Annotated in this window: 17 protein-coding genes and 1 pseudogene; 2 read left to right on the forward strand and 16 right to left on the reverse strand. The window is 35.4% G+C overall.

All coding sequences use genetic code 11. The annotated features are described in order from the left end of the window. The 10 genes from SPD90_RS06200 to SPD90_RS06245 all read right to left on the reverse strand — a co-directional run. The coding region (locus SPD90_RS06200; protein ID WP_320924650.1) for an AAA family ATPase at positions 1-1023 on the reverse strand (1023 nt) is incomplete at its 3' end. A 174-nt stretch (positions 1024-1197) separates the two neighbouring features. After that, a complete protein-coding gene (locus SPD90_RS06205; RefSeq protein ID WP_320626252.1) occupies positions 1198-2067 on the reverse strand; it encodes a DNA/RNA non-specific endonuclease in 870 nt (289 codons plus the stop codon). Between the two features lie 20 nt (positions 2068-2087). Beyond that, positions 2088-2504, reverse strand: coding sequence for a ribonuclease Z (locus SPD90_RS06210; RefSeq protein ID WP_320924651.1), 417 nt, complete (start codon positions 2502-2504; stop codon positions 2088-2090). Positions 2505-2659: 155 nt separating this feature from the next. Further along, positions 2660-3844 carry a M20 metallopeptidase family protein gene (locus tag SPD90_RS06215; protein ID WP_320924652.1) on the reverse strand — a complete coding sequence of 395 codons (1185 nt, stop codon included), beginning with the start codon at positions 3842-3844 and terminating at the stop codon, positions 2660-2662. A 102-nt stretch (positions 3845-3946) separates the two neighbouring features. Further along, entirely contained in the window at positions 3947-4483 is a 537-nt protein-coding gene (locus tag SPD90_RS06220; protein ID WP_320924653.1) for a nucleoside-triphosphatase, read from the reverse strand. Between the two features lie 217 nt (positions 4484-4700). Next, complete coding sequence (locus tag SPD90_RS06225; protein WP_320924654.1) at positions 4701-5720, reverse strand: siderophore ABC transporter substrate-binding protein; 1020 nt, start codon at positions 5718-5720, stop codon at positions 4701-4703. Positions 5721-5739: 19 nt separating this feature from the next. After that, a complete protein-coding gene (locus SPD90_RS06230; RefSeq protein ID WP_320924655.1) occupies positions 5740-6492 on the reverse strand; it encodes an iron ABC transporter ATP-binding protein in 753 nt (250 codons plus the stop codon). Positions 6493-6494: 2 nt separating this feature from the next. Then, complete coding sequence (locus SPD90_RS06235; RefSeq protein WP_320924656.1) at positions 6495-7424, reverse strand: iron chelate uptake ABC transporter family permease subunit; 930 nt, start codon at positions 7422-7424, stop codon at positions 6495-6497. 79 nt (positions 7425-7503) lie between these two features. Continuing rightward, complete coding sequence (locus tag SPD90_RS06240; RefSeq protein ID WP_331680527.1) at positions 7504-8502, reverse strand: ABC transporter permease; 999 nt, start codon at positions 8500-8502, stop codon at positions 7504-7506. A 188-nt stretch (positions 8503-8690) separates the two neighbouring features. Further along, positions 8691-9041, reverse strand: a complete 351-nt coding sequence (locus SPD90_RS06245; protein ID WP_320924657.1) for a winged helix-turn-helix transcriptional regulator — start codon at positions 9039-9041, stop codon at positions 8691-8693. A 174-nt stretch (positions 9042-9215) separates the two neighbouring features. Between SPD90_RS06245 and SPD90_RS06250 the strand changes: the two genes are divergently transcribed. Beyond that, complete coding sequence (locus tag SPD90_RS06250) at positions 9216-9653, forward strand: MarR family winged helix-turn-helix transcriptional regulator (protein WP_320924658.1); 438 nt, start codon at positions 9216-9218, stop codon at positions 9651-9653. An 18-nt stretch (positions 9654-9671) separates the two neighbouring features. After that, entirely contained in the window at positions 9672-11036 is a 1365-nt protein-coding gene (locus SPD90_RS06255) for an MATE family efflux transporter (RefSeq protein WP_320924659.1), read from the forward strand. A 44-nt stretch (positions 11037-11080) separates the two neighbouring features. Here the strand turns inward: SPD90_RS06255 and SPD90_RS06260 are convergent, their stop codons facing one another. The 6 genes and pseudogenes from SPD90_RS06260 to SPD90_RS06285 form a co-directional block, all read right to left on the reverse strand. Beyond that, positions 11081-11494 carry a peptide deformylase gene (locus SPD90_RS06260; protein ID WP_320924660.1) on the reverse strand — a complete coding sequence of 138 codons (414 nt, stop codon included), beginning with the start codon at positions 11492-11494 and terminating at the stop codon, positions 11081-11083. A 12-nt stretch (positions 11495-11506) separates the two neighbouring features. After that, complete coding sequence (locus SPD90_RS06265) at positions 11507-12247, reverse strand: Type 1 glutamine amidotransferase-like domain-containing protein (RefSeq protein ID WP_320924661.1); 741 nt, start codon at positions 12245-12247, stop codon at positions 11507-11509. A gap of 396 nt (positions 12248-12643) precedes the next feature. Continuing rightward, entirely contained in the window at positions 12644-13513 is an 870-nt protein-coding gene (locus SPD90_RS06270; RefSeq protein WP_320924662.1) for an AraC family transcriptional regulator, read from the reverse strand. 150 nt (positions 13514-13663) lie between these two features. Continuing rightward, positions 13664-14302, reverse strand: a complete 639-nt coding sequence (locus SPD90_RS06275; RefSeq protein ID WP_320924663.1) for a response regulator transcription factor — start codon at positions 14300-14302, stop codon at positions 13664-13666. Beyond that, positions 14296-15579: a sensor histidine kinase gene (locus SPD90_RS06280; RefSeq protein ID WP_320924664.1), complete on the reverse strand. Its 1284-nt coding sequence runs from the start codon at positions 15577-15579 to the stop codon at positions 14296-14298. The genes SPD90_RS06275 and SPD90_RS06280 overlap by 7 nt, the downstream gene beginning before the upstream one ends. Then, positions 15576-16043, reverse strand: a pseudogene (locus tag SPD90_RS06285) (hypothetical protein); the annotation flags it as partial. The gene SPD90_RS06280 and the pseudogene SPD90_RS06285, both read right to left, overlap by 4 nt.

Genomic DNA, 16043 nt, shown 5'->3' on the forward strand with positions numbered 1-16043 from the left:
AATCATAGCAGAATAGATTTCTTCCTTAGTCTTCGGATCACCTTGCCCCGCTCTAAATTCTTCATTTATAGTTATATCTATCTCCTCTCCTGAAACCATTCTTATCACATCTTCTCTAATTTCAAGAGTATTATATTTAAGATATTTCGAAACCTCATCCATGGCTCCGGTATTTGTCCAATAGCTTTCACAGTAGTTATTTTCAAGTGCCTTAATTACAGAGCGAGGGTTGTATATTTTTACTCCGTTTGCAGTGGAATATCCATTATACCATATTTCGAGCTCCTCAAAGTTCATATATCCGTTTTCTTCACATAATTTTGCCACTTCATCCTTTGTAAATCCGAAAAATTCTCCAAATCTTCTATCCTTTAAAAATGTAAACTCATCAAACATATTAAGCGCCGAACCACTTGAGTATCTCTTAATTGGTAGAACTCCTGTCATGTAACAAAGCAAAACAAATGGCTGGTCTTTTAATAAAAATGCCAAGAATTCCAAAAAGTCATCTTGATTTTCTTCAAATAAGTTTTTGCTAAATATATAGTCCCATTCGTCCAGTACAAATATAAATTTATCACCAGTACTCTCTAGCATATCTCCTATAGTAAAAAATTTATCTGGATCGATATAGGGATAATACTTAACAATATCTGAAATCAAAGATTTCTTTATCATATTCATATAATCATCGTATGTTTTTCCTTTATCTGGAATTTTATTGAAGGATATATTTATTACGTTGTATTTATTTAAATTTTCGCTGTATCCATGTGACTTACTTATTTTTAAATTATCAAAAATATCCTTAGCGTCTACAGCCTTTGAGTAATATGCAGCTATCATATCTGCCACACTGGTTTTGCCAAATCTCCTTGGTCTAGTTATACATAGATATTTACTGCGCTTACCGATAAGTCTGTTCAAATGTTCTATTATTAAGGACTTATCTACAAAGTAATCACTTCTGTACAATTCTTCATAATTTTTAAAAGACCTATCGCTATTTAAATACAAGCCCAAATTGACTCCTCCTCTCGTAAATGTACATTATTTCTATTATTAACTCATTTTCTATAATTATACCATAATGTGTTGATTTACACACACCAGTGTGTATTTGCACGCCTTAATATATATAAAAGGCTGATTACCTTATTTGGAATCAGCCCTCTAACTTTGCTATTTTTTATGTATCTATCTCTTAGCCTTTCTATATCCAGCATCTTGAGCTTCCTTTTCGCTTCCGAAAATAACTAGGTTATCGGAATTTTTCATATCGTCGTAAGCTGCTTGACCTGGACAGTGGTAAACCTTTGAATTTTTATTTCCTCTTATTTCTACCTTAGAAGAGCTACCTGTTGCATCGTCGTCTGTGCTCAAGTGACTTTCGCCTGTAGCGTAATCTATTGTAACACCTGGTTGAACGTTATACACAAACACGTTAAACAGAATTCCTTCTCCGTCGTCTTCAACAGACTCGGCTTCTATTTGAACTCCCTTAGCGACTAAGTCATCGCCATCGTAAACAGGAGTAACTCTATATAAAACATGGTTATTTGTTTCTTTTACGTAGTCGGCAACCATATTCTCAAAAGGAAGCATACCGTCTACGTTGAAATATCTAGTTCCTGTGATTAAGTTTTGCTTGTTGGCGTTTTCTGCAGTAAGCTGATATCCGATTAAGTGACATCTGTTATATAGATATTTTCCGTCTACACAATCGTATTTGACAGTTTGCCATCCAGTTGGTTTTACGCTACTTATGCTGCCTCTATCTCCTGTAGGCATTAGGTCTTGTCCTACATTTGCATATGCCACGCCGCATCTTCCTAAGCTATCAAGATCGCTGTATGTCTCGAACGACTCTGATGTCTTGTCCTTTTCGTCGAAATTAGGCATATTGTCATTTAGCTCTACAAATGCCTCATCTGAATACTCCGGTAAATTGCTTAAAGTTATCCCTTGCTGTGCGTCAGGATTTTCTCCACCTGGATTATCAAGTGGTTGACAACCTACCAAAGTCAAGCTCAGGATAAATATCATTAAAAATCTCAATAATTTCATTCCTCATTTCCTCCAATGTCTTATTTTCTTATAATAACTTTTTTCGTGATTTTTTCATGTGATTTTCCGACAAACTCCTCCTCTGATGCTATCTCCCAATTGCCGTTTGAAATATCGATATCGAACTTTAAGCTGCTTGGATATCTTCTATTCCAATAATATATTATTAGTTTGTCTATGCTATCTTCAAATTGGCTTAATTTCTTGTCCTCAATGAATTGGAAATTTTCCTTATCGTCTATTGGAAGATTTTCCTCTGTCACTATAGCTTTTCCGCTGTTGTCAGCATCAAACATCTTAAAAGAATAGGCGTTCATAATCAGCTTTTTATCGCCTAAATTTTTGTAAATATCCTCTCTGATCGCCACATCCTGACTAACCCTTCTTTTATTGAACATCATTCCATTATTATCCTCTACACAGACAATTATATTCATTTTCCTTCCTCCTTCCCTATATTTCTTATTATAATTGCTATTTCTATTTTTTACTACTTAAACTTATTGCCATTTATTGGGCACAAAAAAACTTTCTTGAATTAAAGTAAATAAAATTACTAAAAATCAAGAAAGTTTCAATTTTTATCTAAAATCTATTTGTGATTTTTTAGCCACATTATAGCACTATAAGCGTGGATAGCCGCTCCTGTTGGAAGTATGTCTTCGTTGAAGACTACCTTTTCATTGTGCATAGGCTCGCCGTATAGTTCGTTTTCTTGTTTGCTACCTGCACCTAACATGATGTATAAGCTCGGTACTTCATATGAATAAGATGCGAAATCCTCAGAGCCCATTCCGCCACCTTCAAATACTACGACAGACTTGTCTCCTACGATGTCCTTCATATATCCTACGACTTCATTTGCTAGCTCCTTATCATTGGCAAGTGGTGGAACTGATGATAGCTCGATTAATTCTGCCTCTCCACGGAACATCTTAGCTGTAGACGTAACTATATCGTTCATTCTGTCAAATATAAATTCGCCTATTTCCTTATTTAAGCTTCTGATAGTCCCCTCCATCACAACTTCTCCTGGAATTATATTCGGAGCATCTCCTCCAGCGAATTTACCTATTGTAAGGACAGCAGATTCTGTAGCTGATACTTCTCTGCTTATTAGCTCTTGTAGAGAAAGATAAATATGTGAAGCTATATTTATCGGGTCGACTCCTGTCTCTGGCATAGCACCGTGGCATCCTGTTCCTTTTACATTTATTCTAAATCTGATGCACCCTGCGATACTAGTTCCTAGACCACATAAGACTAGATTTGAAGGTGAACCTGAGTGGACATGCATCGCCATAGCTGCATCTACCTTAGGATTTTCTAAAACTCCTGCCTTTATCATTTTCTTCGCTCCAGTGAAGCCCTCTTCATCTGGTTGGAATACTAATTTCACAGTTCCTTCTATTTGATCTTGGTTGTCTTTAAGTAATTTTGCTGCTCCAAGTAGCATCGCTGTATGCATGTCGTGTCCACAAGCATGCATGCTTCCGTTGTTTGATTTGAAGTCACATGATGTGTTCTCCTGCATTGGAAGCGCATCCATGTCTGCTCTAAGTAAAAATGTCTTGCCTGGCTTTGAGCCCTCGATAGTCGCTACTATTCCACTTTCACAAATTTCTTGTGGTTCGTATCCAAATTCTCTAAGCTTATCCATAACGTAAGCCTTAGTCTTTGGAAGCTCTGCACCTACTTCAGGGTTTGCATGTATAGTTCTTCTGTACTCTATTATAGTATCCTTAATTGATTTAGCTTGTTCTAGTATATTATTCATCTTTTCACTCCATTTAAGTTTTATTTAATATATTATCTGTCAAATTACTATAAATTATACTTCTATCTACTAAACCCCTATTTGTAAACAGTATATAAGAAGCTACACAAATAAATCACGTAAAGTCAAATATATCTCGTTGTATATGTAATCTCTGTTGTCTTCATCTATATTAAATAAGATTACATCCTGTCTATCTCTTACACCATTGACTACAGGACAATCCCATTTTTTCAAAACACCAAATACTACCTTATCGCTGTCTAGGACTTGATTTAAAACCTCTAGATATTTAGACGAATTGCTTTCGGCAAATCCTATTTCATCTAGTATTATTAGATTGCAGTTTTCTAAATCAGCTTTTAGCTTGGGAGCGTATTCATCAAAGCTCTCTGAATAAATTGTAACGTTGTTTTTACCATCGATAATTTCATTTTGAAGAACCTTATAAGAGGAATTATCACTAAGTGAATTCATGCCAAATCTCAGTATAGTTTTGTTTTCTTCTTCTATTAAGACTCTCGTACCTCTATATCCACCGATTTTCAAGTCGTAATCCTTTTTTAACAAATCTAAGACTTTTTGAATTATTGTGCTTTTACCAACTTGTACTTCACCTGTAAGTAAAATATTATTCATTACGTTTCCCCCTGTTATTTTGTATTGCTATACTATTGATTCTACCACAATTTATCGATTATAAAGTACTGTAAAAATTATCCAAACTGCTTATCTTTCTTCTGGGTAAACTAATCCCCATTCTTTTCTGATATCTGTCATTATTTCCATTACATCCTTAGTGACAAAAAAACTCTGAATCTCTTCTAAAAAGTTCCAGAGCTTTTATTTATAAATATTATTTTAATAATGCACTTTCTAAATCAGATAACATAACATCTAAAGCTGTTATACCACCTTCTGCTGTATACCATACAACTGGGTTTTCTAAATAAACTATATTTCCGTTAGCATGTGCATCAGTTTCCTCAACTAATTCGTTTTCCATTATTTCCTTAGCTAATTGAGCTCCTTCTGCACCTATAGCACTGTCACGGTCCATTACAAATATATAATCAGGATTTTTTTCTAATACTGTCTCAAAAGATGCCTCGTTACCGTGAGATGATGTTTTACCTGATTCGCCTTTTCCACCTTTTTCAGAGCCACCGCCCTCAGCTGTTGATTCTGTTGTAAGATTTTCAAATCCGATTTCGTTTCCTATTATAGAGCATCTTCCATCATTTCCAAGAAGGTTGAAGCTTCCACTTGTAGTCATACCTACTAATGCAGTTTTACCGTCAGCTACCTTTGATAATTCTTCTATTCTAGCGGCAAATCCAGCTAGCTTTTCTTCTACCTTTGATTCTAAGCCGAACATAGATGCTATAGTAGTTGCGTTATCAGTCACACTTTGTACTACGCCAACCTCTGTATCAGTAGATAAATAAACTACAGGAGCTATTTCACTAAGCTTGTCATAAGATCCTGCTAGACGACCACCTATAAATATCACGTCTGGCTCACATTCCATAACTGCTTCTAAATCAGCCTCTTTTATAGTTCCAAGATTTGTAATTTTATCATTGTTTGAGTAAGATGATAAGTAATCTATTGAAGTATCTGCTGATCCTACTACTCTATCGCCCACTCCTAAGTTATCTAAAATATCTAATGCAGCTAAATCTAAAACTGCTATACGCTGAGGATCATATGGTACCTTTAGGTCTATTTCTTCCTTATTTCCATTTAAGCTTTTAATTGTAATTGTTGATTTTTCTTCTGATTTTGATGATTCACTCGATTGGCTTTGGCTGCAACCAACAACGCTGAACATCATAACTATACCTAATAATAATGTCAATAATCTCTTTTTCATGTCAAAAATTCTCCTTTTTCTAATAATAGATAGAAAGTGGTTTTCCTTCTATCTGCATAATTTCAAAATCTACATTGTATATCCTTGATAACTCTTCCTTAGTTATCACATCTTCTACCTTTCCGAATTTCACGATTTCGCCCTTTTTAAACGCACATATATAATCGGAATAGAAGGCTGCGTAATTGATTTCGTGAAGTACTAGGATAACTGTCTTTCCTAGATCGTCGCAAAGTCTTCTGGCTATTTTCATCATATTTGTCGCGTGGTAGATGTCTAGGTTATTAGTAGGCTCATCTAAAAGTACATATTCTGTATCCTGAGCAATTACCATCGCTATATATGCACGCTGTCTCTGTCCTCCAGATAATTCATCGATAAATCTATCCTCAAATTCCTCTAATTCCATATAAGATATAGCCTTGTCGACAATCTCGTGGTCCTCCTGAGTCAGGCGATTACCTGAATGTGGAAAACGACCAAACGATATAAGCTCTCTAACTGTCAGCTTCATCTGGATATTGTTGCTCTGTGTCAAAATAGCCAGACGCTTTGACAAGTCCTTGCTCTTCCACTCTGAGATATCCTTTCCTTCAAAAATTACATCTCCTGCACTTTTTTCAGTTAGCCTAGATATCATACCCATTACAGTAGATTTACCTGCTCCATTAGGTCCGATAAACGATGTAACCTTGCCCTTTGGTATCTCAAAGCTGACAGAATTTACAACTGGATTTCCGTCGTATTTTTTACTTAAATCTCTAACTATCATTTTTACCTCCTCTTATTCAGCAGAAGATATAAGAAGTAAATTCCGCCTCCTACTGTAATAAATACACTCACAGGCACTGAATAAACAAATACCTGCTCTACTAACAGCTGTCCTCCGATAAGCACGATCATCCCAAATAGACTAGTACCTAATATCAAATAGCTATGCCTGTAAGTCTTAAATAGCTGTCTCGATAAATTTGCTACGATAAGTCCTAGAAACGATATCGGCCCCACCATTGCAGTTGCCACCGCGATGCAAAGAGTTACTCCTAATAGTAGCTTACGTATGCATTTATCGTAGTCTACACCTAAGTTTATGGCTTGATCCTTGCCAAGTGTGATCACATCTAAAAGTGCGATTTCCTTTCTCAAGGCGTATACAATCACAGCTAATAAAATTACAGATAGCACTATAATTTCTGAATTTACATTAGAAAAGCTAGCTACTAGCGACGTCAAAAGCGTGTCGTATTCATTCGGATCCATAACTCTAATCAAAGTGCTCTGAATACTAGAGAAAAACGACGTCAAAACAGTCCCTATCAGCAATACATATAAAATGTTGTGCTTTGTCAATTTGAAAAGATAGCTATATATAAATGTCGCAACCACGCCCATTATCGCTAAATCCACTACAAACGAAACATTCGAGTTACTAGCTAGTACACTTCCTGAGCCTATAAAAAATACTACAGCTGTATGTATCAGCGTATATAGTGAATTCATCCCTAAAAGGCACGGAGTTACGATATTATTATTTATAATAGATTGAAATACTATAGATGCCGAACCTATTGCAAATGCTGTTATAAACATAGCGATTAATTTTGGAGTTCTTATTTTCAAGGCGTAATTAAACAATTTTTCATTTTGAAAATTCACATCTACCAGCATATATCCTACTGCCACTATTAAAACTAATAGAGACATTATGATTAACTTCTTTGTATTTACATTTAAAGCTCTTTTTTCTCTGAGCTTTATTCCTCCATCGACTTTGTAAATTGTACTATCTATTTAAAACGCCCCCTTTTATACTAGGCAAAAATGCCGACTTTATATTTTCGAAAGTAATCGCCTTTCTTCCGTGCTTTAAACGATATACAAGTAAAGCCACGAAAATGACACTTCCTAAAACTCCTACGATAAGCTCGATAGGCAATTCATACGGCGCAATCACAGTACGCCCAACCATATCGCAGACAAGTACAAATATAGCCCCAAACAGAGCCGTATCTATCAAGGTTCCCCTGATCTTGTCACCCTTAAACATTGCTACGATATTTGGAACGATAAGCCCTATATAAGATATAGAACCTACAACCACCACAACTGAAGCAGTGATTATCGCCGCAATCGTAAGCCCCATAAATAAAACTAAGTTGTAAGGAACCCCAAGATTTTTAGAAAAATCCTTGCCAATCCCCACAATATTAAAATGATTAGCATATATAAAAGCCAAAATAATCATCGGAACTACTAAATAAACTATCTCATATCTTCCACGAAGCACCATCGAAAAATGGCCGACTAGCCAAGTCGATAAAGCCTGTGTCAGCTCGAACTTATATGCTAAAAAGCTAGTAACTCCTCCTATCACATTGCTAAACATGATCCCTACTAACGGCACCATGACCATTTCCTTAAACTGTATCCTCTGAATAAAATAAACAAATACCCAAGTTCCTAAAATAGCGAATACAAATGCGAATATCGCCCTTCCCCACAATGTCGTGTTTGGCATAAGTAAAAGCGCCATCAATATCCCAAATTGTGAAGACGAAATCGTAGCCCCTGTTGTCGGCGATACGAATTTATTCATGCATAGCTGCTGCATAATCAATCCCGCCACACTCATGCCAAACCCTGTGCATAAAATCGCCATCAGCCTAGGCATCCTCGAGGCAAGAAATATTTTCAATGTATCTGCATCTCCTGTCAACACTTGTGCTGGGCTTATATCTATAACCCCTACAAATAGAGAGATAATAGATAATACTGCGAGCAATGACAGTAATATAATTGTCGATTTATTATTCTTAATAGCTATCCCGTTGTCTAAAGTCCGTTTACAGCTTTATACAACGGACACCTCCCTTCATTTTTTAATTATCTGTCTTTTTTATTTATTTTAATCAATAATTATTATCAACTCAACAGCTTACTTTTTTGTAAGTAATAATCATTATCATACAATTAGTATAAATTTTCCTTATCTATCTCTATATTGTTGAGCCTTGCATATTTTTTTGTAAAATTACGCAATAAATAAATTATTTTTTCTAAATCAGCGTACTCCTCTTTTAAGTAATAAAATACCGATATCTTCTTATTCTCCTGTATAGTCTGCTTGTATATTATTCCATTTTGCTCCAATTCTCTTAGATTAGTGTATAGCACCTTCTCTGTAATGTTTGGTATAACTCTTTTCAATGTAGAAAAGCGATTATCTCCGTTGATTATATGGCATAATATTTTTAATTTCCATTTTCCACCTATTATGCCGTGAGTAAGCTCTAGTGCACATCTGCAATTTTTTTCTGTCATTTTACCCTCCTTGAAGCTTATAACCCTTTTTAAATATTAATTTTATAATGTTAAATTATTTTTGTCAAAAGGTTTGTTTAATGATTTTTTAATTTCAATTTTAACTATTGACATTACTATTTATATGAGTATATTATAGTTTAGTACAAAACATTTTTTTAGAGGAGGTTATTTGTGAAAAATAAATCCAAGCTCGGACTTCATATCGATAAAATAAATCGTATAATTTCAAGAAAAATAGATGCGGCCGTAATTCGCTCGATAGACGGCAAGATAACTTTATCTCAGGCATATGTGATAGATTTTATTTCTGACAATAGCTCGAGAGATATATTCCAAAAGGACATAGAAAAGGAATTTGACTTAAAGCGCTCTTCTGTGAGCCTTATGCTAAACAACATGGAAAAAAACGACTTAATTAAGAGAGTACCAGTTGCAGAGGATGCACGCCTGAAGAAAATAATTTTGACAGAAAAATCAATTGAACTGTCTAGGAAAATTTCAGATGCAATCGATTCAGGTGAAAATCAAGTGGCAAAAGGTATAACACCTGAGGAAATAGATGTATTTTATAAGGTTTTAGGTAAAATTAGAAATAATTTAGAAGAGTAAATTTAAGGGAGGAAATAAATGTCAGAAGTATCAGATTTTACAAAAGGAAAAATATTATCTCCATTATTGAAATTCATGTTTCCGATACTAGTAGCGCTGTTTTTGCAGACTATGTACGGAGCTGTGGATTTGCTTGTAGTAGGAAGATTTGGACATGCGGCTGATGTGTCTGCTGTTTCGACTGGAAGCCAGGTCATGATGGTCATAACTGCGATGATTGCAGGTCTTACTATGGGGATTACTATATTAATCGGTCAAAAGCTCGGCGAAGGAAAGAGGGCTGAAGCAGGAAATGTAGTCGGCAGCGGAATTTGTATTTTTGCTGTTGTTGCTGTCGTTATAACTGCTGTATTTGTAACATTTGCACCTGCTGTTTCATCGTTTGCAAATGCGCCTGCTGAGGCGTTTGATGGTACGGTTTCTTATTTGAGAATTTGCGCGGCTGGGTCAGCATTTATAATCGCATATAATGTGATCGGTGGTGTATTTAGAGGGCTTGGAGATTCGAAAACTCCTCTTATTACAGTTTCAATAGCTTGCGTCGCGAATATCGTCGGCGATTTAGTATTTGTAGGGCTGTTTAAAATGGCTGCAACTGGTGCAGCGCTTGCGACTGTGTTTGCTCAGGCGATCAGTGTAATTTTATCAATTGTGATAATAAAGAGAAGGGGACTTCCTTTCGATTTTTCGCTAAAAAGTATAAAATTCCACAAAAAACTGACTTCGCAGATAATAAAATACGGCGCACCGATAGCTTTACAGGACGTACTTGTCCATATATCATTTTTGGTGATTATGATGATAGGAAATTCAATGGGTGTAGTCGCATCGGCTGGTATAGGAATATCTGAAAAGCTTGCAGGATTTATAATGCTTATACCGTCTTCATTTTCTCAGGCTGTGTCTGCATTTGTAGCACAAAACTACGGTGCTAAAAAATACGACAGATCTAAGAAGGTTCTGCTTTACGCTGTTGGGCTTTCTCTATGCTGTGGTGTTTTCATGTTCTACTTCTCAGTGTTCCATGGAAATCTGCTTTCAGGATTGTTCTCTACAGAGGAGGATGTTGTCATGGCGTCTTGGGATTACTTGAAGGCTTATGGAATAGACTGCTTGTTCACTGCTATTATGTTCTCTATGGTCGGATATTTCAATGGATGTGGTCAAACTACATTTGTTATGATTCAAGGGATAGTCGGGGCTTTCTGTGTTAGAATTCCTGTTTCTTATTTTATGAGTAAGTTGGAGCCTGTGTCTTTGTTTAAGGTGGGGCTTGCTACTCCAGCTTCTACACTTGTGCAGATTGTTTTGTGTGTTGTTTATTTTGTGATTTTATCTAAGAAGCTATCTGCTGGGAAAAATTCGTTGGAAGATGCTATGTAAAAAAAAGTTACCAGTTAGTTTTTGCAGCTGGTAACTTTTTTATTTTAAATTATAATTCCCTCAAAATGATCCATCTCATGCTGGATAATCTGTGCAACAAAGCCCTTAAACACCTGTTGCTTCTCGTTGAATTTCGCATCTAGGTATTTGACTTCTATAGTTTCGTATCTAGTCGTTTTTCTTGAGCCTGTTAGAGATAGGCAGCTTTCTTCTGCTTCGTAAGGATTTTCTTTCTTTATTATAACTGGATTTACCATAGGTACTATGATTGAGCCCCCTATAGCAAATACTAATATGCGTTTTTTGACTCCTATCATGTTTGCGGCTAGTCCCACGCATCCATTTATGTTCGCCTTTAATGTGTCTATTAAATCCTGTATAACTCCTGCATCGTCCTTTGTCGCTGGCTCTGATTTTTGCTCTAAAAATAATATGTCTTTTACAATTGGTTTTATCATAATATCACCTTCCTAGTCTATATCTAGCACCTGATTATTTTCGCATATTTTTCTAATTTCGCCGTCTTTAACTAGATAAGCTTCTCCATACAACTTCTTAGCTCCATCTCGTTGCAAAATAAAGCTTCCATCTGTCAAGGCGTAAAATTCTCTTCCGATGCTATCAGGATACGAAATTTCCTCCATAACTCGTTTTCCATCTAGTATATCGTCCTTTATCGCTTGGTAATGAGGAATCACCATAAATTTAGTAAGTCCAAGCCCTTCTATAAATCTCTCGTAATTCGGATCAATGCTCTCTCCCTCTGATTCAGGCTGAGCGTACACGATTTTCGCGCAATTCATAGTCCCGGCGCTGATTCCCATTACAATTCCTTCGAATTTTTGTATTTTGGGCGTTAATTTTAGTTCATCGAAAAACGCGTTTTGAGTAGGAACATGTCCACCGCCCAGCATGATAAAATCATACGAAAAAATATCTTCTATTATGTCCTGTTCATTTCTATGGTCGCAAACATCAAATCTATCCACAGAAAGCTCGCTTTTCGCAAATTTTTCCTCAAAATCCCTCGCCATAGCATCGTTCATCTCAAATGTATCTGGATCAGCACTTATCAACAAGCACTTGGCGTCGTCCTTCCAGTCCTTTTTTAATTCCTCCACAAGATTATTTGCCGGATTCACTCCTGGATAATCCTGTTGCCCCCATTGTCTGTACGCACCGATTGGGCTGCTAGTCAAATAAAGCTTCATTTTATCTCCTCCCATTCATATTATAAGAAAATCCTCCTCTTAAAGACCTAATACCTTGCAACTCTAACCATTGTAATTATATTTAACAACTTTGTGATAGTGTTTTTTGTAGCTATTGTGTATTTACCTATGATCTTGAATATTCATTGATTTTCGATTTTTATTTTTAATTTGTAACATTAAAACAAAAGAGTTATACCTATAGAATAATATAACCCTTGAAATTACTATTTATCTATATAATAGCATGTTTCCTAATTATTATAAAACCTGTATCACAAAGTTGTTAAATATATACACAATGCACTAAGTATGCTTATAATGGCAATAAATAAAGCCCTTTACGATAAATTTTATTATCAAAAGAGCTTTTTTAACGCGTATTAAATTATAAATTTAGTAGTCCTTTCTACTGTACTCTCTATACTTAGATGGTAGCATGCCTGTAGATGCCTTAAATTGAGACGTAAATGAGCTCGCCTTTTTAAATCCAATTTTGCTAGCTATTTCATTTAAAGAGTAATCTGTAGCCTCTAAAAGGACTTTTGCCTTTGATATTCTTATTTTTATTAAATAGGAGTGTGGAGTTTCACCTAATGCCTTTTTAAACGCAAAGCCGAAGTAATTTTTTGATAAACCTGCTAATTTAGCCATTTCTTCTATTTTTATTTCTTTATCATAATTATGATTTATAAAATCGGCAACTAAATAAATTCCCTTTTGATAGCTTTGTTTTTCTTTAAAAATGTCGACATCCTTATTTACGCTTCCACTAATCAATTCTCTACAAAAAAGATTTGCAACCATATCTAGTTTGACTAAATCCTTTTGATCGTTTTTTAGAAACTCTTGCTCAAAAATATGTAAATAAAACTTCAATTCTCTTGATAAATATATAGGATGATTAAATATCTCATCTGAACAATTTAATTCCATCATTATTTGTTCTAAATACTCTTTTTTTACGAGAATGTCTGTATATTCTACATTAGAAAGACCGTATTTTATGCCGTGATTTGAATTACTTTTAGCTGGATAAATATATCCTCTCTCTCCGAAAAATATACTATCTTCATTTACTAGAAAAGGCACTGGAGTATAAGGAACAAAAAATTCATATTCATCATGGCTGTGAATTCTACATTTAACCTCATCTTTATTTGGAAAATTATATTCAGCTATAAATATATTATCGTTATAATACAAATTACAATTATCATAAAGCTCTTTTGCATTTTCACTATAAGAATTTACTACTTTTATCATATATAATATCCTTTCTCTATTATCGTATTTTGTTTAAAATTTTTTAAAAAATACAACAGTACCCCAATATACTATATATGATAACAAAGTTTATTTTTTTTCATAACGTACTTTAGTGCAAATTTTCGTACAGATGAGACTTGAAAATTTTTATTCTTCTTTATTTTTATGCTCGTTAATTACAAGACCGCTTTCTCTGACACGAACGGCAAGCTCGGTTCTATTTCTAAATCCTGTTTTGAGACGCATATCCTGTATGTATCCTTTAACTGTGCGCAGAGATAGATGGAGCTTATTTGCAATGGCTGCATCTGTTTCTCCGTTGATCAATTCTCGAAGGATTTCCAGTTCGCGCTCTGAAAATTCTTCACTGAATGCCTCCCCAATTTTCAGGGATAATGTGCTATCTGGATATACAGATTCGCCTGCCATAGTGCGGTCGAGTACCTCGAGTATTTTTTCAGCCTCTGCCTCTTTATACCAAAAGCTGTCGACACCAATAGAGTGTGCCCTGTCAATAAAGCTACATTCAGGCTGACTCGTAATAATAATCACCTTAATCGCTGGAAATTTACTCTTAATTTTCTCGGCAGCCTCCAGTCCATTCGATTCCATAGCGGTGCACACATCCATCAGAATTACGTCGACGGGATTTGTCAGGCAGTAAAATTCTGCCATAGCTGCACTTTCTATTGAATTTACAATCTCATAGTTTTCACTATTATTGATAAAAATTTCTAAAAGCTTGCGTGCCATGGGATCATCTTCTACAATTAGTACTTTTACCATTTAGCATCACCCTTTTCCTTTCTCAGTCTCAGCGTTAGAGTAAACTGAGGAATAGTTGTTATTTCCATTTCTCCATAGTGCTGCTCCACCTTTTTACGCAAGGAGCTAAGTCCACCGCCTTCTATTATTTTTTCTGCAGGTAGTTTCCCATCATTTGAAAAACTTATAATAAATGTATCCTCAGTCTGTGATAATTTTATGTTTATATGTTTTGCATCGGCATGACGAACTGCATTAGTCAATGCTTCTATACTAGCTGTAGTAAACAGCTGTTTAAGTTCTTTTTCTTTTGGAGCTTCACCCTCAATTTTAACTGTGATACCTGCTGAGCGTGCAACTTCTAGAAGTGTTTGAAACTGGTCTGTAGCAGAAGCTGATTCTACTTCCATGTTGAGCATTTCTATATTGTGTTTCCACATATCTAGAATCTCTTTTGTGTTGCTGTTGTGATTCTTCAGGTAATAACGTGATACAAGAAGCGCCTGACCTAGCTGATTATGAATATTGACCTTGGTTTCTAGGCGTTCTTTTTCTCTTATATAATCATCGACCTTTTTGCGATACTGACGGATTCTTAGATTCATAGCTCGAAGTTCTTTGTTTTTCTCTTTTAATTGATCAATCAGTTTGTATTCCTGTGTTGTATCTGCTGCACTCAGCTGAAATACTCCATCTAATATTTCTTTTTTAAACGTCCATACAGTTCCATCTGATAAGCAAAAAGATGGCTGGTCTCCTTCAGATAATCGCTCGACATTTTGCAAATTATCGCCATGAGATAGTATTTCCCAATACAGATTTGCATTTTGCAGGTCAGTCCCAATAATCTGGTGACATAGCTCATCCATACGATGATTCATAAGTACAACCACACCATCAGGGCGAGCAAAGCACAGTCCCGTCGTCAAATGGTCGATACTCTCCTTAATTGACGAGCTTGTAATAGAATGCCTGCGATAATCATATTCTCTTATAATTATAAATACAAGATAATCGGCAATAGCAAGCATCAACAAAAGTAGAAAAACTACAGGTATTTCAATTATCCATTTACTGTAAAGTGACATGATTAAGCCTTCATCTATTGTACGAAAAATTGCAGCGAGAAGAGCTGTTACTGCTAAACACAACATACTACAGCAAGGCACTAGTATTTTAGGAAGTAATTTATTTCTTCGATAAACTATCGGAATACAGTACATACTAGTACAAATCAAAATAAAAAATGTAGTAATTAGCAATGCTCTTGGTTCTGGATTCAGCTCATAAAAACTCATTGTACTTTTCCTCCTATAGAAATAAACACATCTATCATAACATCCTCGTCCTGTATTTCATAATCGATAATAGCTTCAGAAACTGCAAGCTCAGAAATTATTTCTTCTACAATTTTCTGATTGCATCCAATCTGAATACGAAGACTGATGTCGCCTGCATTACATGACAACCTTATAAGCATTGCATTCATATTAGATAGCAGTGCCTCCACAATTTTTTCATAAAGGTCATAAACAGCAACTGCATTTTTCAATGGGACAATTCCATCACAATTGCTATCAAGAGAGGTTATAATATCACACAAGTTCAGGTTGTCCAACGACTCTCTGAGACAATACTCCAGCTCCTTTGCCGAAATCTCAGAGCCTTCCTCACCTAACAAAAGCAGATTGCCACGGCGTTTGATATACGCACCCATTACACAGATTTTTGATATTAAGCTCTGTGCTGTCTCAGGCTCCTG

Source organism: Intestinibacter sp., assembly GCF_034113885.1.
Classification (GTDB): Bacteria; Bacillota; Clostridia; order Peptostreptococcales; family Peptostreptococcaceae; genus Intestinibacter.

Excerpts from the sequence above, each read along its gene's own strand:
- SPD90_RS06280 (WP_320924664.1), bottom strand. The coding sequence starts at position 15,579 with ATGAGTTTTTATGAGCTGAATCCAGAACCAAGAGCATTGCTAATTACT.
- SPD90_RS06275 (WP_320924663.1), bottom strand. The coding sequence starts at position 14,302 with ATGGTAAAAGTACTAATTGTAGAAGATGATCCCATGGCACGCAAGCTT.
- SPD90_RS06230 (WP_320924655.1), bottom strand. The coding sequence starts at position 6,492 with ATGATAGTTAGAGATTTAAGTAAAAAATACGACGGAAATCCAGTTGTA.
- SPD90_RS06245 (WP_320924657.1), bottom strand. The coding sequence starts at position 9,041 with ATGACAGAAAAAAATTGCAGATGTGCACTAGAGCTTACTCACGGCATA.
- SPD90_RS06235 (WP_320924656.1), bottom strand. The coding sequence starts at position 7,424 with ATGTCTCTATTAGTTTTAATAGTGGCAGTAGGATATATGCTGGTAGAT.
- SPD90_RS06215 (WP_320924652.1), bottom strand. The coding sequence starts at position 3,844 with ATGAATAATATACTAGAACAAGCTAAATCAATTAAGGATACTATAATA.
- SPD90_RS06265 (WP_320924661.1), bottom strand. The coding sequence starts at position 12,247 with ATGAAGCTTTATTTGACTAGCAGCCCAATCGGTGCGTACAGACAATGG.
- SPD90_RS06205 (WP_320626252.1), bottom strand. The coding sequence starts at position 2,067 with ATGAAATTATTGAGATTTTTAATGATATTTATCCTGAGCTTGACTTTG.
- SPD90_RS06210 (WP_320924651.1), bottom strand. The coding sequence starts at position 2,504 with ATGAATATAATTGTCTGTGTAGAGGATAATAATGGAATGATGTTCAAT.
- SPD90_RS06260 (WP_320924660.1), bottom strand. The coding sequence starts at position 11,494 with ATGATAAAACCAATTGTAAAAGACATATTATTTTTAGAGCAAAAATCA.
- SPD90_RS06255 (WP_320924659.1), top strand. The coding sequence starts at position 9,672 with ATGTCAGAAGTATCAGATTTTACAAAAGGAAAAATATTATCTCCATTA.
- SPD90_RS06220 (WP_320924653.1), bottom strand. The coding sequence starts at position 4,483 with ATGAATAATATTTTACTTACAGGTGAAGTACAAGTTGGTAAAAGCACA.
- SPD90_RS06270 (WP_320924662.1), bottom strand. The coding sequence starts at position 13,513 with ATGATAAAAGTAGTAAATTCTTATAGTGAAAATGCAAAAGAGCTTTAT.
- SPD90_RS06225 (WP_320924654.1), bottom strand. The coding sequence starts at position 5,720 with ATGAAAAAGAGATTATTGACATTATTATTAGGTATAGTTATGATGTTC.